The following is a 17,475-nucleotide window of genomic DNA, read 5'->3' as shown; positions in this document are numbered from 1 at the left end:
AAAACAACTCCCCCCCGACAACACCAAAATCATCAATCAAGTTACATTCATTCACCCACAAAAAAGCCACCTTCACGCACTCGCCAGAAAACGAGGGAACAGGTGGCCAAAACAAAAAACTACCGCCAGGCAAAAACTCACATCACTCGTGCTTGCCCAAAACCGCCATCAATCGCTTTCAGAATCCACTCCACTATCAGAAGAGTCGGAAAGATCTGAAACATCATCAAACACAGGCTCTCGCGTTCTTATATCAATCTTGCTATCCATACTGGCGCCCTGTAGATATTCGTCGATACGAAATCTTGCAGATTCCCCCAGCGGATTGCCGATCAAATTGACAAACAAATTCTGCGTATCCGGTATTTCAAACAGCTCCTCTCTGATATCGACAATATTGTTATCGTGCAAATCAAGCAGCTTGAGATTTTCCAGTTGCTCCACTCCGGAAGGAACTCGAACAAGGCCGGTATCACTCAAGTACACCTCTTCCAACTGGCGCATGAATCCCAGATGAGGAACAACACCCAACGGATTTTCATCAAGCCTCAACAGTGTCAGCGTTTCGATTCTCGCCAGTCCATCCGCATCATTGTCAGACAGCCGAAGTGAGCAATCCCTCAAGACCAGATGCCGCAGGTTGCGCATCTGAAAAATGCCCGGAGCGAATGCCTCCATCCGCACCTTCTCAAGGATCAGGTAGCGAACGTTGGGAAAACTGTCGAGCAACTTGCCCAGTTTCACATTCGGATTGCGTGCCTCCAGCGCAAGCTCCGTCACATACTCGAATCTGGCAGTCATGTTCGGCAGTTCACCGCTGAAGTCGATGAACGAAGAAAAACTTTCACCACCGGAGTCATAGGGTGTTATCGACTTTTGCTGCCAGATGGCTTGCAGATTTTCGCTAAAATGCTGGCGCAACTGCAGTTGCTCGGCCAGTGCCAGGGGTGTCCACTCCAGGCCCGCCCCTGGCGGTGGAGGTATTTCTGCACTCCACACTTTCAACTCCTGACGTAACGTTTGGAACTCTTTTTCCAGCCGTTTCAGCAATCCGTATGGATCGCTCCTCAAACGCTCGTTGATAAACATCTTCACTTCCTCATCCGTTAGCAGCGGATAAAGATCGCGTACGCGCTTTGCAATGGACTTTGCCTGTGCCGGATCACTATCGGCCCCGCCTCGCAACCTTCCTGTCTGCCTGTATTGCATGTCGGCAGAGTCGACAGTAGCCCGAAGCGGTACAAGCTCCAGAATTTCGCTCACAGCCTGGCGCGATGGCAACGGCTGCGGGCGAATCAATTGCTGTAACGCTTGCCCTCCACCGCTGTCCACCGCATGCCAGAACCTGCCTTCGCCATTGCGCTTCAATAGCGGGCCGGAAGGGTTGAGCTCTGTGGATTGCGTGACACGAAACAGACCACTCTCGGCATCCAGAACCACTTGCACGAAATGGTTGTCGGCGACTTCTACAAACTGACGCCCCTTGTACCTTCGGATACCCTGCGCATCGGCGTCGCCAAGATGTGTTGATGTGGGTATCCGATAGTCTGTCAGCGAGGGGGATGTGAAAATTATCGCGAGTTCATCGATCGCAAAAGAGATCGGGGTCGCACTTATATTGTTCTCCTGCGTCAGTGCGTCCAAATCAGGCCGGGAGAAAGTGTGCGACGGCTCCAGTCGATTCGGCATGGATATCTGCGGCGCTGCAGAAGTGGGGGGCGGTGGCCGATGTGCAACATCGATGCTGAAATCGGGTGAATTGTTTGGGGCAGGAACAGGTTTGACCTTGGGCGTTTTATCAGCCATGAGCGCTCATCCTTGAGGTGTGGTTGCGCTGGCCCCGCAAAACCATAGAGCCAACGGGAGTCATAAGTACTGCACTTTCCATGCGAATACCTGGGAGTTGAACCTCACAGCTTATCGATACTCGCAGTATAAAAGCGCATATATACCTACCACTCCCACCGAATTTGCATCAGCGAAGTAGCAACTCAGCCTCGCTCGAGTGTGAAATTGCGCGTGTAAAAATCCAGCCTGAACGCCAGCTTGTGCTCGGTGCCGTGTTGATCTATGGCGCGAAAGCGAAGAATTTCGCCATACCTGGAACTCTGCGCAATTTCCGAGTATTCGGACAGAGCCTGTACGACAGTCAGTTCTCCGTCATGATCATTAACCCTTACAGAGTACCATTTAGACGCTCTGGTAACGGCTTCGGAAAAAAGGAACGCAATAGGATCTCCATCGAACGGCAACTTCACGTCCAAAGTACTTCGTCCGGGGCGGACAAAAGTGGCCAGCATGTAGTTAGTTCTCGACTCTTGCAGCTTGTTTCCCCCAGCAAAAGCGTAGTCTTCGCCTGCGCTGGCTCCTTCTGCAATCCAATCAACCAGTTTGATTTGCTGCCCCTGCGGGTAAAGCCCCAGATAATAGTTAAAGATACGATTACCGGGTTCTTCATTACCGCGTCGGGCTTGATACCAGCGAAACTGCTCAATGGCATAGGCCGGAGGCGTTTGTGCTTCGATCGTTATGCTGCTGTCATGGACGCTGGAAAGCGTGGTTCCGTTACTGAAAATCCTCATCCCGTTCAGTGACAAGCGCGCAGCAATCCTGGTCGTCCCCGCGACCGACGAGGATACCCAGAAGGTGCGAACCTGAGGATGGACGCTGTCACTTTCAACATCGTCGTCGTGAATGATCCCGACGGCGGCGGAAGTCTGCGTCTCAAGGGTATAACGCCCCTGTTCGGTACTCGCGGCCCAGCCATCACGCAACGTCCTGCCAGTGCTGTAATGAATGAGTTCTATGCTATTCATTACATCTTCAGGCACGTACATGGCGTCGCCGTTGGCGTCCACCCCGGAAACCAGAACTTGAACTTTCACCTGCATACGGCCATTACCATATAGCGATTTGCTGCTGGTACTGTCGCCTGCATCAAACTTTACTTTGAAGTTGGCAATTCCTTCGAGAACAGGCGGTACAGCTTGCTGACGCGGTGTTGCGCTCACGTCTTCACTCATGATGCATTTCCTTTGAAGATTTTCATTTAAGGATTGATATCGAACAACCCATCAACAAAAGAAATAACATGGCTTTAAAACAAACAGCAAAGCGAAAAATGTAAGAAACATACACTTGCGAGGCATCAGAAACTTGCAAATTGTTACCCAGAAAAACAGCTACAACAAATATCAATGTTCGTCGTTATAGACAAACTTTGGCATTTCCCAATGAAAACGAATCGCCAACAATCGCAACAGAAAACCACCAAACAAGGTGATCAGAATTGCCTGCTCACTCGGCACATTGAGATACAGGCACAGCATGTAACACCAGGCAGCTGCAAAGGAGACGCTGGCATACAGCTCACGGCGGAAGATCAAGGGAATATCGTTGCAGAAAATATCGCGCAGGATGCCGCCGAACACGCCGGTGATCACCCCGCTGACCGAGGCGACGAGCATGCCGTGACCCATTTCCAGAGCAGTCATGCAACCGATCAGGGTGAACGCGACCAGACCGACCGCGTCGAGCACCAGGAACAGCGAGCGCAGGTGACGCATCCAGCGCGCGGTGAACACGGTGATCATTGCCGCAACTGTCGTCAGCACCAGGTACTCCGGGTGTTTGACCCAGGTCAGCGGATAGTGCCCGAGCAGTACGTCGCGCACCGAACCGCCACCCAAAGCCGTGACGCAGGCGATCAGCACCACGCCGAACCAGTCCATGCCGCGACGGCCCGCAGACAGGGCGCCGGTCATGGCTTCGGCAGTAATGGCGACGAGGTAGAGCATCAGCAACATGGTGGCGATCCTGGCAGGAAGGCGCGCAGTCTACTCACTTCGCCGAGGCACCAAAAGAGGGCGCCCCGGCGTGGGTGCCGATCTCAGAACTTGATGAAATGCTTGCGGTAGTGCTGCAGCTCGGCGATGGACTCGCGGATGTCATCCAGCGCCAGGTGAGTGCTGCCCTTCTTGAAGCTGTCGCGTACGTCCGGCGCCCAGCGCGCAGCCAGTTCCTTGAGCGTGGAGACGTCGAGGTTGCGGTAGTGGAAATAGCTTTCCAGGGACTTCATATGGGTATAAAGGAAGCGGCGATCCTGGCAGATGCTGTTGCCACAGATCGGCGACTTGCCCTTCGGCACCCACTTTTCGAGGAAGGCGATGGTTTCGGCCTCGGCCTCGGCCATGCTCACGCGGCTGTCACGCACGCGTTGGGTCAGGCCGGAGTTGCCGTGGGTGCGGGTGTTCCACTCGTCCATGCGCGCGAGGACTTCATCGCTGTGGTGGATAGCGATCACCGGGCCTTCGGCCAGGGTGTTCAGATTACTGTCGGTGACGATGGTGGCCATTTCGATGATCACGTCGTTTTCCGGATCGAGACCGGTCATTTCCAGGTCGATCCAGATCAGATTCTGCGGGTTTTGCATATTTCGGCTCCTGAGCAATGCTGCGCAGTTTAGCCTAGGCAGCCTGCCGGGCGTGCTAAACTCGCGGCCGTTTTACCTAATCGCTGCATTCTTCAGACGGAACACCCATGGCCAAACGCCAACTCAATCGTCGTCAAAACTGGCGCATCGAAAAGATTCAGGGCGAGCGCGCCGCCCGCGCCGCCAAACGCGAGTCCTCGGCCGTCGAGGCCCTCGAAGGCGGCGACCTGGGCCCGGAACAGCACGGCCTGGTGATCGCCCACTTCGGTGTGCAGGTCGAGGTCGAGGCCGTTGACGGTGAATTGGCCGGCCAGGTCTTCCGCTGCCACTTGCGTGCCAACCTGCCTGCATTGGTGACCGGCGACCAGGTGGTCTGGAGAGCCGGAAACCAGGGCATCGGCGTGATTGTCGCGCAACTGCCGCGCACCACCGAGCTGTGCCGTCCGGACAGCCGTGGCCAGCTCAAACCGGTGGCCGCCAACGTCGACATGATCGTCATCGTCTTCGCCCCGCTGCCCGAGCCCCATGCGAACCTGATCGACCGTTATCTGGTCGCGGCCGAGCACGCCGGCATCCGCCCGTTGCTGCTGCTGAACAAATTCGACCTGATCGACGAGCAGAACGCCCCGGCGCTGAATGCCTTGCTGGCGGTCTATCGCACGCTGGGTTATCCGGTGCTGGAAGTCTCGGCGCACCACGGCAACGGCATGGAGCAATTGCAGAAGCAGCTCGACGGTCGCATCAGCGTGTTCGTCGGCCAGTCCGGTGTCGGCAAGTCGTCGCTGGTCAACAGCCTGCTGCCGGAAGTCGAAACCCGTGTCGGCCCGCTGTCCGAGCTGTCCGGCCAGGGCACGCACACCACGACCACCGCGCGTCTGTTCCACTTCCCCGGCGGCGGCGAACTGATCGACTCCCCGGGCATCCGCGAATTCGGCCTCGGCCACGTCAGCCGCGCCGACGTCGAAGCCGGCTTCATCGAGTTCAACGACCTGCTCGGCACCTGCCGCTTCCGCGATTGCAAGCATGATCGCGAACCGGGATGCGCACTGCTCAAGGCCCTGGAAGACGGCCGCGTGCAGCAGCAGCGAATGAACAGCTACCGCTCGATCATCGCCAGCCTGCCGGAAAACGGTTACTGAGTTTTCAAGTTGCCAGACACAAAAAAGCCGACATCACTGTCGGCTTTTTTGTGGATCACTGTTTCGGCGCGGGCGCCGGAGCAGTGGCCGGTGCAGCAGGCACCGGGGCTGGCGCCGCACTGCCCGGCGCGGCTGGCTTCGGCGCCGCGTCGTCAAACAGGTTCAACCGTTCACGCAACTCGTGGGCCGGCACCGGCTGCTGATCCGCCGGCAAGGCGTTCGGGTCGACCGGGGTAGCCGGCGCGGCGCCGTTCTGGCCTTGATCTGCCGGTTTCGACGGGTCGGCACCTTGCGAACCTTCGATGGCTGCCTGGGCCTTCTTGGTCAGCACCACGATGTCGATGCGGCGGTTGACCGGGTTGAACGGGTTCTCCTTGTCGAACAGCGCCGACGAGGCGTAACCCACCACACGCGCCACTTGCGAATCCGGATAACTGCCCGCCACCAGCGCACGCCGGGCGGCGTTGGCACGGTTGGCCGAAAGCTCCCAGTTGCCGAAGTCACCGTTGCCCACATAAGGCTTGGCATCGGTGTGGCCGCTGATGCTGATCTTGTTCGGCACCGCTTTGATGGTGTCGGCCATGGCCAGCAGGATGTCTTCGAAGTACGGTTTCAGGCGTGCAGAACCTGAGTCGAACATCGGCCGGTTCTCGGCGTCCATGATCTGGATGCGCAAGCCGTTCGGCGTGATTTCGAACAGGATCTGATCCTTGAACTTCTGCAGTTGCGGGTTCTCGTCGACCTTGTTCTGCAGTTCTTGCAGCAACAGTTCCAGGCGTTCCTTCTCGACCTGCTCGGCCATGCCTTCAACCTGTTCGGTGTCGACCGTGACCTTGTCCGGTTGCGGCTGCGACTTCACTTCAGGGTTGAGGGTATTTTCCGGCGCGAGGGTCGGCGTACCGCCCAGATCGATGATGTACGGCGTACCGCTCTCGGAGAAACCGACCGGGTCCTTGAAGTAACCGGCGATGGCGATCTTCTGTTCCGGGGTCGCGGTGGACAGCAGCCACAACACCAGGAAGAACGCCATCATCGCCGTCGCGAAGTCGGCGAAGGCGATCTTCCACGCCCCGCCGTGATGCCCGCCGGCGATGCGCTTGACGCGCTTGATGATTATCGGCTGGTTATTTTCCATGACTTAACGACCGCGAACGGCTTGTTCCAGCTCGGCAAAGCTTGGACGGTGAGCCGGGTACAGAACCTTGCGACCGAACTCGACAGCCAGCGATGGCGGCATGCCGGAAGCCGAAGCCACCAGCGAGGCCTTGATGGCTTCGTAGACGTTCAGCTCTTCCTTGGCATCGTGGGCCAGGGAGTGCGCCAACGGACCGAAGAAACCGTACGCCGCGAGAATACCGAAGAAGGTACCGACCAGTGCCGCACCTACGTGCAGACCGATGGACTTCTGATCGCCTTCACCCAGCGAGGCCATGGTCACTACGATACCCAGTACCGCCGCAACGATACCGAAACCCGGCATGGCGTCGGCGATGCCGTTCACCGCGTGGGACGGATGCTCGAGGTCTTCCTTCAGGCTGTACAGTTCCATGTCGAACAGGCCTTCCAGCTCGTGGGGAGCCATGTTGCCGGACGACATGATGCGCAGGTAATCGCAGATGAACGCGGTCATGCGTTCGTCTTTCAGTACCGCCGGGTACTTGGCGAAGATCGGGCTCGCGGCGGCATCTTCGATGTCGCCTTCGATGGCCATCATGCCTTCACGGCGGCTCTTGTTGAGGATCTCGTAGATCAGGCCCAGCACTTCCAGATAGAACGTGTGGCTGAAACGCGAGCTGAACATGCTCAAGGATTTCTTGAGCACGTGCATCGTCATGTAGCCGGGGTTGGCCTGCAAGAATGCACCGAGTGCAGCACCACCGATGATCATCACCTCGAAAGGCTGGATCAGGGCGGCAATCTTGCCGTGGGAGAGCACGTATCCGCCGAGCACGCTCGCGAATACGACGATGATGCCGATAATTTTAGCCATAGGTAGAAAGTACTTATTTAAGTCGGGTTCAAGGTCATATTCGGAAGTTAAAAAATCTCTTCTTCTACTTATCGGCAAAACTGCGCCAGACTATAGCCAGTTCAGGCGAAAAGCCAATTTAGCCCGTGCCGGGCGCGTCTACAGCAGATGAAGATCCCGTCCAGACATGGCTAATGAAACGAACGTCCCACACGCAAAACCGACCACGCTCGATGGCTGGGTGAAGCTGCTCGACAGCGTTCGCCTGCCGGTGCCGCAAGATGCCCATGACCGGGTCTGCCGGGCGATTCGCGATGACCGCAGCTCGCTGCGCGACATCGCCGACCTGATGCAGGACAGCCCGGCGCTGGCCCTGAGCATCATCCGCGAGGCCAACCGCCACACCCACGGCAACATGACTGCGCCGGCGGAAAACCTCGAAGTGGCGATCAATCGCCTCGGCCTCGCCCGCACCGAAGAGTTGCTGGCGCGCCTGCCTGCCGAACCTGCGGCACAGATCCCCCAGGCCCTGCGCCAGTTGCAGATGATCAGCCAGCACGCGACGCAACAGGCCAACGGCTTTTTCGCCAGCCGCCTGGCGCGACTGTGGCAAGACATTCATTGGGGCAGCCTGCTGTTTCTGTCGCCACTGTGGCCGTTGGCGCTGACCTTTCCCAAACTGCTTGAAGAATGGGAGGTGCGGGTTATCCACAAGGGCGAATCGGCGCGCGTCGTGGAAAAGCAGCTGTTCGGCGTGCGCCTGCTGAAAATCGGTGAAGCGCTGGTGGAAGCCTGGCGTTTGCCGATCTGGGTCCAGCAAGGTTATCGGCTGCTGCTGACCGAACAACGCGAACTGGTCAAGGTCCTGCGCATTGCCCGCGACGTCGATCATCCGCTGCGCCAGCAAAACCGCCTCGACGATGACCCGACCCTGCGCCGCTGGCTTAATCAGCCGGCCAACACCGTGCTGTTGGCCAACGGCCTGGCACTGTCGGCGCAACAGGCCTGGGACAGTCCGCACAGCGAGCGCTGGCAATACCTGACCAGCCTCTACCTGCAAATCTCGATGGACGAAGTGCAACAGCAGCTGCACCAACAGGCCGCCGTCAGCGCTCGCCATCATTTCATGCCCGACCTCTGGCACCCGGCGGTTTCGCTGCTGTGGCCGTGGGGCACCCGTCGCCTGCCCGCCGGAATGCTGCCGGCTGCGGCGCCGTCCGCTGAAGATCTGACCCAGTGGCGCCAGCAATGCGCCGAGCTGCTGGCCGTGCCAAGCCGCTTCACCAATGCCATGAGCCTGACCGTCGCCGCCCGCGACGCGCTGATCGCCAGCGGCATGCGTCGGGTGATGATCCTGATGGCCGACCGCAGCCACGCCAATCTGCGCGTCCATCAAACCTCGGGATTGCCGAAGGAAGCCGCTGCGCTCAATTTCGTCGTCAGCCAGAGTTCGGTGCTGCAACGCTTGCTCGCACAGCAGGCGCAGGTACGGATCACCCCGGACAACAACGCCCAGTTTTCTGCCCTGCTGCCGCCCTCGTTGCGCACGCTGTTCCGTGGCGAACACCTGTTCCTGCGTTCGCTGGTGAACAACGGCCGGGTGATCATGATCGTGGTCGCCGATCAGGGTGGCGGGCCATTCGCCGACATCACCGTGCAGGCCTTCGGCAAAACCGCGCAGTGCATCGAGAAAGCCCTGCACAGTTTTAGCCAGCGCGGCCAATGACAGCTACAATCCTTCCCCTTTGTGCTCTGGAGACCTCACATGTCTGATTTCTCTGGCCTGGCCCTGGTGATCGAGCCGAGCGACCTGCTGCCGCGCCTCGAATCCCGCGATCTGATTCTGGTGGATCTGACCAGTGCCGCCCGCTACGCCGAGGGACACATTCCCGGCGCACGTTTTGTTGATCCGAAACGCACCCAGCTGGGTCAGGCGCCGGCTCCGGGCCTGTTGCCGAGCAAAGAAAAACTCGAAGAACTGTTCGGCGAGCTCGGCCATCGCAAGGACGCGGTCTACGTGGTCTATGACGACGAAGGCGGCGGCTGGGCCGGGCGCTTCATCTGGCTGCTCGATGTGATCGGTCACGACAAATACCATTACCTCGACGGCGGTCTGCCGGCGTGGCTGGCGGAAGGTTCGCCGATGTCGATCCAGATTCCTCCAGCGGTGGGCGGCCCGGTTGCCCTCACGCTGCACGAGGAGCCGACCGCCACCCGTGAATACCTGCAAAGCCGTCTCGGCGCTGCGGACCTGGCGATCTGGGATGCTCGCGGGCCGCTGGAGTATTCCGGCGAGAAAGTCCTGGCGGCCAAGGGTGGACACATCCCCGGCGCGGTCAATTTCGAATGGACGGCGGGCATGGATCAGGCGCGTCAGTTGCGCATCCGTACCGACATGCCGCAGATCCTCGAAAACCTCGGGATCACCCAGGACAAAGAAATCATTACCCACTGCCAGACCCATCACCGGTCCGGTTTCACTTATCTGGTGGCCAAGGCCCTCGGTTATCCGCGGGTCAAGGGCTACGCCGGTTCCTGGGGCGAATGGGGCAACCACCCCGACACCCCCGTCGAGCTTTAAGGATTTTTAAGGACAGTCATGAAAGAGCGTTTGTTTATCATCAGCCAGTACCTGCTGCCTCATCACCTGCTGTCGCGCCTGGCCGGCTGCGTCGCCGAGTGCCGCGTGCGCTGGTTCAAGAATGCCTTCACCACCTGGTTCGCCAAGCGTTACCAAGTGGACATGTCGCAGGCACTGGTTGAAGACGTGACCGCTTACGAGCACTTCAACGCCTTCTTCACCCGTGCCCTGAAAGACGGCGCACGCCCGCTGGACCAGACCCCGGGCGCGATCCTCAGCCCGGCCGACGGTGCGATCAGCCAACTCGGCCCGATCGAACACGGTCGTATCTTCCAGGCCAAGGGCCACAGCTTCAGCGTGCTGGAACTGCTGGGCGGCGACGCGGCCAATGCAGCGCCGTTCATGGGCGGTGAATTCGCGACTGTTTACCTGTCGCCGAAGGACTACCACCGCGTACACATGCCGCTGGCCGGCACCCTGCGCGAAATGGTCTACATCCCGGGCCGGATCTTCTCGGTCAACCAGACCACCGCGGAAAACGTTCCGGAACTGTTCGCCCGCAACGAGCGCGTGGCGTGCATTTTCGACACCGAGCGCGGGCCGATGGCCGTGGTGCTGGTGGGCGCGATGATCGTGGCATCGATCGAAACCGTGTGGGCAGGTCTGGTCACGCCGCCGAAGCGCGAGCTGAAAACCTTCCGCTACGACGAAGCCGCCCGCGCGCCGATTCATCTGGAAAAAGGTGCGGAACTGGGGCGCTTCAAGCTGGGTTCGACCGCGATCGTGCTGTTCGGGCCGGATCAGGTGAAATGGGTTGAAGAACTCAAAGCCGGCTCGCCGGTACAGATGGGCCAGGCCCTGGCACTGTCGAACGCCTGAACCTGTTGATCCGCCCTTTCGCACGTCTGCGAAGGGGCGGACACGACCTGGTTGGCGCCGTTACTCTATCTGCCCACGGAAGCCGATCGGCCCTTCGTTGGCGTAGGTATTGGTGCCGCTGAGGTTTTTCCCTCCGTCATTGGACGTGACACTCAATGCAATAACGTTCTGGTTATCCCGCCCGCCGATCACCCACTTGCCACCTGGATGCCAGGGGGCATCGTTGCCACCCCACTGGTTTTCGACGTTGTACTGGTTCTGGCCAGTGCGCTGAGCCTTGAAGCCAATAGGGCCTTCGCCGGCATAGGTCATGGTGCCGGTAAAGGTTTTGCCACCATCGCCAGACTTGATGTCGATGGCGACGACGTTCTGGTTGTCCCGCGCGCCCAGCACCCAGGTTCCACCCGGATGCCAAGGTGCCGAACTACCGCCCCATTGATTTGCCACTGCGTATTTAGACATGAACCTCATCTCCTTGAAGTTTTTCAGAGACCTGCCCGACGTTGCGGCAAGCCGTGCAACCGTGCGTTTCCGATCGCACGCCTGAGAGCGTAGTAGCGCCTGCGGAAATGGCATCAGGCCAGCAGACCAACGGTAAAAAAGCCTGACAATCGCCTGCGAAACAGACCACAACTGCTAGAGTTTTGGGCATTGTCCTATTCGCCGCCGGAGCTGGTCACGGCATGAGTGAGCCTCGATCCCAACCAAAACTGAGCGCCCCGACGCCCACGCAGTTGCGCCTGTCTTTCTGTGAAGCCACCCCGCGGGACCTCAAGCGCTGGATTGCCGACCTGCCCAAGGCCAACATCGGCGAAACCGCGCGCCTGCTGTATCAAGGCCTCGGCGAACTCAATCAACTGCTGACCCCCAGCGACAACCGCCTGCACTTGCTGGAACTGCTGCGACCTGAGGTGTACTTCGTCTGCCAGCATCTGGAGCGGCATTTTCTGCATCAGGCGATCATGCTCGATGAGCGTTCACGCAAGATCAGCAACCTGTGCCAGGCCCTGCAAAGTCAGCTGGCCATCGGTTACAAACAGATCATTGTGCGGATAGCGCCCAAATACTCTCGGGATCGCGCAGCTCTGGTGAGCGAAGCGCTGCAACGGGCGGCCCATGCGCTGAAAGGGCAACTGGTTCGCGCTACGCAGTTGTACAGCGCCGCGCCGGAACAGCTGTGGTTTGAACTGCATCAATTGTTTCGCTGCGCCTGCGACCTGCAACTGCAACACCGTCGGGTGCGCGACGACCTTGCCAGCCTGACCGGCGAGTTGAGCGTCGAGCAGACCTACCTCGCCGTCCTTCTGCTGGGTAGCGCCCGCTGCAATCAGTTGCGCCAGAACCCGATCGCCCAACTCGCGCAGGTGCTTGAGCCGTGGAGTGCCTGGCTGAAACTGCATCCCGGCGCCTCGGGCGAAGGGCTGTTTGCCGTTTCTGCGGAGATCGACGCTGGTCCGCGTTATCGCAGCAAGTTTCGCAGCGAACAGCAGCCAGGCTTGCTGGGATTCGATCCACAACCGCTGGTGAATGCCATCGAGGCTCATCTGCTGCATGAGCAGGCTTCGACTCCGCTGCCAGTGCCGGCCGGCCTGACGCTCGACACTCTGCAACATCTGCACGCCACTTGGGGCGAAGCCGCCGAACGCAGCTTCCAGCGCACTATCGGCCAGGGCAACCTGACCGTGTGCGTCGGCATGAGCGCCCTGCACTTCTATCTGGGTGGCGAACGCACCTTCAGCGAATTGCTCAAGCATCCCGGCTCACGCGCCGCGAACTTCAGCCGTGCGGTGGCCCAAGGCGAAAAGGACAGCTGGAGCCAGGCATTCGACGCGGCCCCACAGAGCAAGTCCGACGAGTTTTTGCCTTACGAAGAAATTCGCTACGAACCACTGTCCGACGACGAGGGCGACGCCGACAGCCCGCCGCATTACCCGACTTATGCGTTGCCCGTCATCAACCACAGCCCCGGTGGTTATTGCCTGGCGTGGCCGAAAGAAGTGCCCGCCGAATTGCAGACCGGGGAAATGGTCGGGATTCAGGACACTACGAATCAAGGCTGGAGCATTGCCGTGGTGCGCTGGATCCGTCAGGTGCGCGGTGCCGGAACGCAAATGGGCATCGAACTGGTGGCGCCCCATGCCCAGCCCTGCGGCTTGCAACTGGTGCGCACGCGGGACGATCACAGCCATTACTTGCGAGGTTTGTTGTTGCCGGAAATCAGCGCTATCGACTTGCCTGCGACGCTATTGGCGCCACGGCTGCCGTTTCAGGAAGGCAATAAAGTGCTGATCAACACCCTGGGCGAAGAGCACCGCGCCGGGCTGGATCGGCGGGTGGCCAGCACTCACAGTTTCAATCAGTTTGCCTATCGCTCGCTGGAGGCCGCCAGGAATGGCGGGAGCGAGGAGGATTTCGACTCGTTGTGGAAATCCCTTTGAGCCAGGACCGCAGCCGAGGGCCGCGATCCTGTGCCTGGGTCAGAGCTGCCCGTCGCGATCCCGGAAGCCCAGCAGGTACAGCACGCCATCCAGACCGAGGGTCGAGATCGCCTGCTTCGCCGACTGCTTGACCAGCGGCTTGGCGCGGAACGCCACGCCCAGACCGGCGATTGCCAGCATCGGCAGGTCGTTGGCGCCGTCGCCCACAGCGATGGTCTGCTCCAGACGCAAACCTTCTTTTTCAGCCAGCTGTTTCAGCAGATCCGCCTTGCGCTGGGCATCGACGATCGGCTCGATCGCCACGCCGGTGCACTTGCCGTCGACCACTTCCAGTTCGTTGGCGAACACGTAGTCGATGCCGAGCTTGGCCTGCAATTGCTTGGCGAAGTAGGTGAAGCCGCCGGACAGGATTGCGGTCTTGTAGCCCAGACGCTTGAGTTCGGCGAACAGGGTTTCCGCGCCTTCGGTCAGGCGCAGCGAGGCGCCGATCGAATCGAGCACGCTCACATCCAGGCCTTTAAGCAGCGCCAGACGCTCCTTGAAGCTGGCGCGGAAGTCCAGCTCGCCGGCCATTGCCCGCTCGGTGATTTCCGAAACCTGGTCGCCGACGCCGGCGGCTTTGGCCAGCTCGTCGATGACTTCGGCTTCGATCAGCGTCGAGTCCATGTCGAACACCGCCAGACGACGGTTGCGACGGAACAGCGAATCTTCCTGGAAGGCGATGTCGACGTTCAGCTCCTGGGCCACGCTGAGGAATTCGGCGCGCAGGGCCTGCGGATCGGCAGCTTCGCCGCGCACGGAGAACTCGATGCAGCCCTTGCCCTTGTCAGCCGGGGTGTCCAGCGGCATGCGACCCGACAGACGGTCGATATGGTCGATGTTCAGACCGTATTTGGCGGTGATCGAGCTCACGGCCTGCAACTGGCCGGCGGTGACCTTGCGGGTCAGCAGGGTAACGATGTGGCGTTTCTTGCCCTGATTGCCCACCCATTGCTGGTAATCCTCTTCGGATACCGGGGTGAAGCGCACCTGCTGGTCGAGCTCATAGCCCTTGAACAGGATGTCCTTGAGCACCGACTTGCCTTGCTCGGAATCGGGGATTTCCACGAGGATGCCGAACGACAGCATGTCGTGGATTACCGCCTGACCGATGTCGAGGATATTCACACCACCCTGGGCCAGAACACCGGTAATGGCCGCCGTCAGACCCGGACGGTCGACTCCCGTGATGTTAATCAGGACGATTTCGCGCAACGCGCACCCCCGCAACTGGAAAAAAACCGCATTCTACCCACTTTCAGTGACCATCGGGCACCGCCAGCGCTTTGCCGGTCTAGGGCCTGTCGCTATACTGCGCGTCAACTTCACGGACAAAAGAGCCGAGCTCAGTGAACCGGCCCACGCCAGTTAAAACCGATAACTTCTTTCTGCTGATCTTCCGTGCACTGCGCCACCGCCGTGTACCGATTGCATTGCGCATTGCCAGCCATAACGTGATCCTGGTCGCCCTGGCCCTGGTGATCTATGCCTGCGTGATGGGGCTGCAGTTCAAGCAGGCCATGCACGAGCAGGCCGATGCGCTGGGCGAAAGCCTGACCACGCAGACCGCCACCTCCGCCACCGAACTGCTGGTGTCCAACGACATCCTCAGCCTCAACGTGCTGCTCAACAACCTGACCAAGAACAAGCTGGTGGCCCACGCCGCCATCTACAGCGTGGACAACCGCATCCTCGCCGAGTCCGGTCAGCGGCCCAAGCACGGCCTGCTGGGCGAAGCCGAGGGCATGTACGAGAGCAAGATCACCTTCCAGGACGTGACCGCCGGGCAACTGCGCATCAGTCTGGACATGGATCAGTTCCAGCAGCCGATGACCATCAGCCTGCAAAGCATGGGCATTCTGAGTGCGATCCTGCTGGCGCTGTCCCTGGCCCTGAGTCTGCGCCTTGGCCGACACATCTCCACGCCGCTGCTGCAATTGCGCGTGTGGCTGCGCCGGATCGACGAATACACGCCGGGTATCGAGCGTCAGGACGAGATCGGCGACCTTGCCCGTCAGTTGCACGCCAACTATGCCCCGGAGCCGGCCGAACCGGAGCCCGAGCCGGAACCCGAGTTCGAGGACGACGAGCCGGAATTCGAAGTACGCAACCTGCGTGATCCGAGTTTCGACGAAAGCCGCCCGCTGGCTGCGCAGAAACCTGCGCCACGCCATGTGGTCAGCACCGTTGAAGACGACGATGACGAAGATCCGTTCGCCGACCTGCGTGACGAGTCGCTGAACGAAACCGCACAACCGGCTGTGCGTCGACCGACCCCAAGCGTGCCGCAACACACGGCGGTGCTGGCGGTGCAACTGGGCTCGCAGGAACAACTGCGCCGTTTGCCGCGCGCACGTCTGGAAGAGTTGCAGGATCGCTATCGCGACTGCCTGGAGCAGGCTGCCTCGTTGTATCAGGGCGAAATCGAAACCCTGAACGACGGCAGCACCTTGATGCTGTTCCACACCGAAGACAGCGGTGACGATTACCTGACCAACGCCATCTGCTGCGGCGAGCTGCTGCGAGCGCTGGGCCACCAGTTGCAGATCGAAGTCGCCGACAGCGGCATCACCCTGCAATTGCAGCTGGGCCTGACCCTCGGCGACGAACTGTTCGGCCTGAGCCAGATTGACTTGTTGCTGACCGACTCCGCCCAGGACGCCCTGGCCCTGTCGCAACACAGCCGCAACCTGCTGCTGGTGGAGCGCAAGATCGGTGACGACGCGTTGATCCGTCAACGTGCGCGAATCCGGCCGATTGCCAGCCCTGAAGGTGCCTGCTGTGTGGAGCGGTTGATGGAGCCTTATCCGTCGATGCTCGAGCGGCAAATGGCGCGGATGCATGAGCGTCGGGCCTGAGGCCCTGATGTGAAGAAGCCCGCAGATGAGTGATTGTCTGCGGGCTTTTTTGTGCGTGGTGGTTTCGAGATTGCGCCTGGCCTTGAGAGCCCCCTCACCCTAGCCCTCTCCCATCGGGAGTGGGGACCGATTGGGGAATGCTCGGGATCTACACCGACCTGAACGTGCTGTGCCGAATCCATAATCGAAAGACCAAACTGCGCCAAATCCATAATCGCCAAGATCTTTCAGGTCGATGGATAGCGCCAGACACCTCGGTCGGCTCCCTCTCCCTACGGGCGGTCCGACGTCTCGGGAGGGTTGGGGTGAGAGGGCTTTTGATCTTTGACTCAGAACCCCAGACACAACAAAGCCCGCACAAGGCGGGCTCTGTCCTGACTCGATCCAGACCTAGAAGCGGAACACTTCCATATCGGTACGAATCGGCGAAGCCATCGGTATCTTCGGCTGCTTCTCGGCTTCCGCCGCCGGCGCTGCCGGTTTTGCTGCCGGTTTGCGCGGTGCCTCGGCAACCGGTGGCTGGTTGGCCAACGGCTTGAGCGCTACCGACAACTGCTCGGCCAGACGCTGCAACAACACGCCTTGCGCCTGCACCTGTGCGGCGGTGGTGCCGGCATGCTGCTCTTGCAGATGGACGATGCGGTTGTCGCGCACCTGGCCACGGCGGTCGATCAGACGCCATTGCGCGTCGAGGATCGCCGGTTGCGACTGACCCGAGTCCAGACGCGTAATGGTCAACAGCACCTGCACGTCCGGGGTGAAGCCCACGGTGGCCGGCGCCAGCACGACGCGCTGACTGTCCAGATGCCCGGCGACCTGACGCAACAGCAACTGATCGATATCCGAAGAAAGGCTGCCAGCCCAGCGGCCATCGACCGAGGCTTGCAGGCTGCCGTCCGGTTGACGCTGCAACAGGGTTTCACGTTGCAGGTAATCGGCAACGATTACAGGGCCAAGCAAAACTGCCATGCCTGAGCTTTGCGCAGGCTGAGCCGGACTTCCGCTGTCCAGCTGATACAGCGACACCGGCTGGTGAACGCTGCAACCCGCCAGGCCAAGAACGCCGGCGAGCAGGAAAATAAGGGGGCGCAGAGAAGTCATCATCCCGTCCAGGTGGCCGCCACAAGGCTGACCACAGTG

The 17,475-nt window shown here is 60.0% G+C and carries 15 protein-coding genes; 6 read left to right on the top strand and 9 right to left on the bottom strand.

What is annotated here, in order from left to right:
* Positions 1–168: 168 nt before the first annotated feature.
* The 4 genes from IHQ43_RS02720 to orn form a co-directional block, all read right to left on the bottom strand.
* A complete protein-coding gene (locus IHQ43_RS02720; RefSeq protein WP_192563285.1) occupies positions 169–1,806 on the bottom strand; it encodes a leucine-rich repeat domain-containing protein in 1,638 nt (545 codons plus the stop codon).
* A gap of 185 nt (positions 1,807–1,991) precedes the next feature.
* A complete protein-coding gene (locus IHQ43_RS02715) occupies positions 1,992–3,023 on the bottom strand; it encodes a hypothetical protein (protein ID WP_192563284.1) in 1,032 nt (343 codons plus the stop codon).
* 171 nt (positions 3,024–3,194) lie between these two features.
* The gene (locus tag IHQ43_RS02710; protein ID WP_064379088.1) at positions 3,195–3,806 is read right to left on the bottom strand and encodes a trimeric intracellular cation channel family protein; all 612 of its coding nucleotides are present in this window, start codon (positions 3,804–3,806) and stop codon (positions 3,195–3,197) included.
* Positions 3,807–3,889: 83 nt separating this feature from the next.
* Positions 3,890–4,432 carry an oligoribonuclease gene (gene orn / locus IHQ43_RS02705; RefSeq protein WP_192563283.1) on the bottom strand — a complete coding sequence of 181 codons (543 nt, stop codon included), beginning with the start codon at positions 4,430–4,432 and terminating at the stop codon, positions 3,890–3,892.
* Between the two features lie 107 nt (positions 4,433–4,539).
* On the opposite strand from orn, the gene rsgA reads away from it, so the two are divergent.
* Complete coding sequence (gene rsgA, locus IHQ43_RS02700) at positions 4,540–5,571, top strand: small ribosomal subunit biogenesis GTPase RsgA (protein WP_007950741.1); 1,032 nt, start codon at positions 4,540–4,542, stop codon at positions 5,569–5,571.
* 55 nt (positions 5,572–5,626) lie between these two features.
* Here rsgA and motB read toward each other — a convergent pair whose 3' ends face one another.
* Positions 5,627–6,706 carry a flagellar motor protein MotB gene (gene motB / locus IHQ43_RS02695; RefSeq protein WP_192563282.1) on the bottom strand — a complete coding sequence of 360 codons (1,080 nt, stop codon included), beginning with the start codon at positions 6,704–6,706 and terminating at the stop codon, positions 5,627–5,629.
* Positions 6,707–6,709: 3 nt separating this feature from the next.
* The gene (gene motA, locus IHQ43_RS02690) at positions 6,710–7,561 is read right to left on the bottom strand and encodes a flagellar motor stator protein MotA (RefSeq protein WP_007952169.1); all 852 of its coding nucleotides are present in this window, start codon (positions 7,559–7,561) and stop codon (positions 6,710–6,712) included.
* A gap of 166 nt (positions 7,562–7,727) precedes the next feature.
* On the opposite strand from motA, the gene IHQ43_RS02685 reads away from it, so the two are divergent.
* Genes IHQ43_RS02685 through asd form a run of 3 tightly spaced genes read left to right on the top strand, consistent with a single transcriptional unit; the run spans position 7,728 to position 11,000 of the window.
* Positions 7,728–9,266: an HDOD domain-containing protein gene (locus IHQ43_RS02685; RefSeq protein ID WP_192563281.1), complete on the top strand. Its 1,539-nt coding sequence runs from the start codon at positions 7,728–7,730 to the stop codon at positions 9,264–9,266.
* A gap of 39 nt (positions 9,267–9,305) precedes the next feature.
* Complete coding sequence (locus IHQ43_RS02680) at positions 9,306–10,121, top strand: rhodanese-like domain-containing protein (RefSeq protein WP_192563280.1); 816 nt, start codon at positions 9,306–9,308, stop codon at positions 10,119–10,121.
* Between the two features lie 18 nt (positions 10,122–10,139).
* A complete protein-coding gene (gene asd / locus IHQ43_RS02675) occupies positions 10,140–11,000 on the top strand; it encodes an archaetidylserine decarboxylase (RefSeq protein WP_007952166.1) in 861 nt (286 codons plus the stop codon).
* 60 nt (positions 11,001–11,060) lie between these two features.
* Here the strand turns inward: asd and IHQ43_RS02670 are convergent, their stop codons facing one another.
* Positions 11,061–11,462, bottom strand: a complete 402-nt coding sequence (locus IHQ43_RS02670) for a lectin OAA family protein (RefSeq protein WP_064379080.1) — start codon at positions 11,460–11,462, stop codon at positions 11,061–11,063.
* A gap of 221 nt (positions 11,463–11,683) precedes the next feature.
* On the opposite strand from IHQ43_RS02670, the gene IHQ43_RS02665 reads away from it, so the two are divergent.
* Positions 11,684–13,438: a molecular chaperone gene (locus IHQ43_RS02665; RefSeq protein ID WP_192563279.1), complete on the top strand. Its 1,755-nt coding sequence runs from the start codon at positions 11,684–11,686 to the stop codon at positions 13,436–13,438.
* A 39-nt stretch (positions 13,439–13,477) separates the two neighbouring features.
* Here IHQ43_RS02665 and serB read toward each other — a convergent pair whose 3' ends face one another.
* Positions 13,478–14,692, bottom strand: a complete 1,215-nt coding sequence (gene serB / locus IHQ43_RS02660; protein WP_007952163.1) for a phosphoserine phosphatase SerB — start codon at positions 14,690–14,692, stop codon at positions 13,478–13,480.
* Between the two features lie 134 nt (positions 14,693–14,826).
* Between serB and IHQ43_RS02655 the strand changes: the two genes are divergently transcribed.
* Positions 14,827–16,335 carry an AhpA/YtjB family protein gene (locus tag IHQ43_RS02655; RefSeq protein ID WP_192563278.1) on the top strand — a complete coding sequence of 503 codons (1,509 nt, stop codon included), beginning with the start codon at positions 14,827–14,829 and terminating at the stop codon, positions 16,333–16,335.
* Positions 16,336–16,725: 390 nt separating this feature from the next.
* Here IHQ43_RS02655 and IHQ43_RS02650 read toward each other — a convergent pair whose 3' ends face one another.
* Positions 16,726–17,436 (bottom strand): PqiC family protein, encoded by a 711-nt coding sequence (locus IHQ43_RS02650; RefSeq protein ID WP_192563277.1) that lies wholly within the window; start codon positions 17,434–17,436, stop codon positions 16,726–16,728.
* Positions 17,437–17,475: the final 39 nt, after the last annotated feature.

Source organism: Pseudomonas gozinkensis (genome assembly GCF_014863585.1).
In the GTDB taxonomy this organism is placed as follows: Bacteria; Pseudomonadota; Gammaproteobacteria; order Pseudomonadales; family Pseudomonadaceae; genus Aquipseudomonas; species Aquipseudomonas gozinkensis.
Note: the sequence above shows the minus strand (reverse complement) of the source record. Positions and strands in the feature narration are given on the sequence as shown.

Bases quoted from the DNA above. Each gene is read 5' to 3' on its own strand.
- IHQ43_RS02720 (WP_192563285.1), bottom strand. From the start codon at position 1,806: ATGGCTGATAAAACGCCCAAGGTCAAACCTGTTCCTGCCCCAAACAAT.
- IHQ43_RS02715 (WP_192563284.1), bottom strand. From the start codon at position 3,023: ATGAGTGAAGACGTGAGCGCAACACCGCGTCAGCAAGCTGTACCGCCT.
- IHQ43_RS02710 (WP_064379088.1), bottom strand. From the start codon at position 3,806: ATGTTGCTGATGCTCTACCTCGTCGCCATTACTGCCGAAGCCATGACC.
- orn (WP_192563283.1), bottom strand. From the start codon at position 4,432: ATGCAAAACCCGCAGAATCTGATCTGGATCGACCTGGAAATGACCGGT.
- rsgA (WP_007950741.1), top strand. From the start codon at position 4,540: ATGGCCAAACGCCAACTCAATCGTCGTCAAAACTGGCGCATCGAAAAG.
- motB (WP_192563282.1), bottom strand. From the start codon at position 6,706: ATGGAAAATAACCAGCCGATAATCATCAAGCGCGTCAAGCGCATCGCC.
- motA (WP_007952169.1), bottom strand. From the start codon at position 7,561: ATGGCTAAAATTATCGGCATCATCGTCGTATTCGCGAGCGTGCTCGGC.
- IHQ43_RS02685 (WP_192563281.1), top strand. From the start codon at position 7,728: ATGGCTAATGAAACGAACGTCCCACACGCAAAACCGACCACGCTCGAT.
- IHQ43_RS02680 (WP_192563280.1), top strand. From the start codon at position 9,306: ATGTCTGATTTCTCTGGCCTGGCCCTGGTGATCGAGCCGAGCGACCTG.
- asd (WP_007952166.1), top strand. From the start codon at position 10,140: ATGAAAGAGCGTTTGTTTATCATCAGCCAGTACCTGCTGCCTCATCAC.
- IHQ43_RS02670 (WP_064379080.1), bottom strand. From the start codon at position 11,462: ATGTCTAAATACGCAGTGGCAAATCAATGGGGCGGTAGTTCGGCACCT.
- IHQ43_RS02665 (WP_192563279.1), top strand. From the start codon at position 11,684: ATGAGTGAGCCTCGATCCCAACCAAAACTGAGCGCCCCGACGCCCACG.
- IHQ43_RS02650 (WP_192563277.1), bottom strand. From the start codon at position 17,436: ATGACTTCTCTGCGCCCCCTTATTTTCCTGCTCGCCGGCGTTCTTGGC.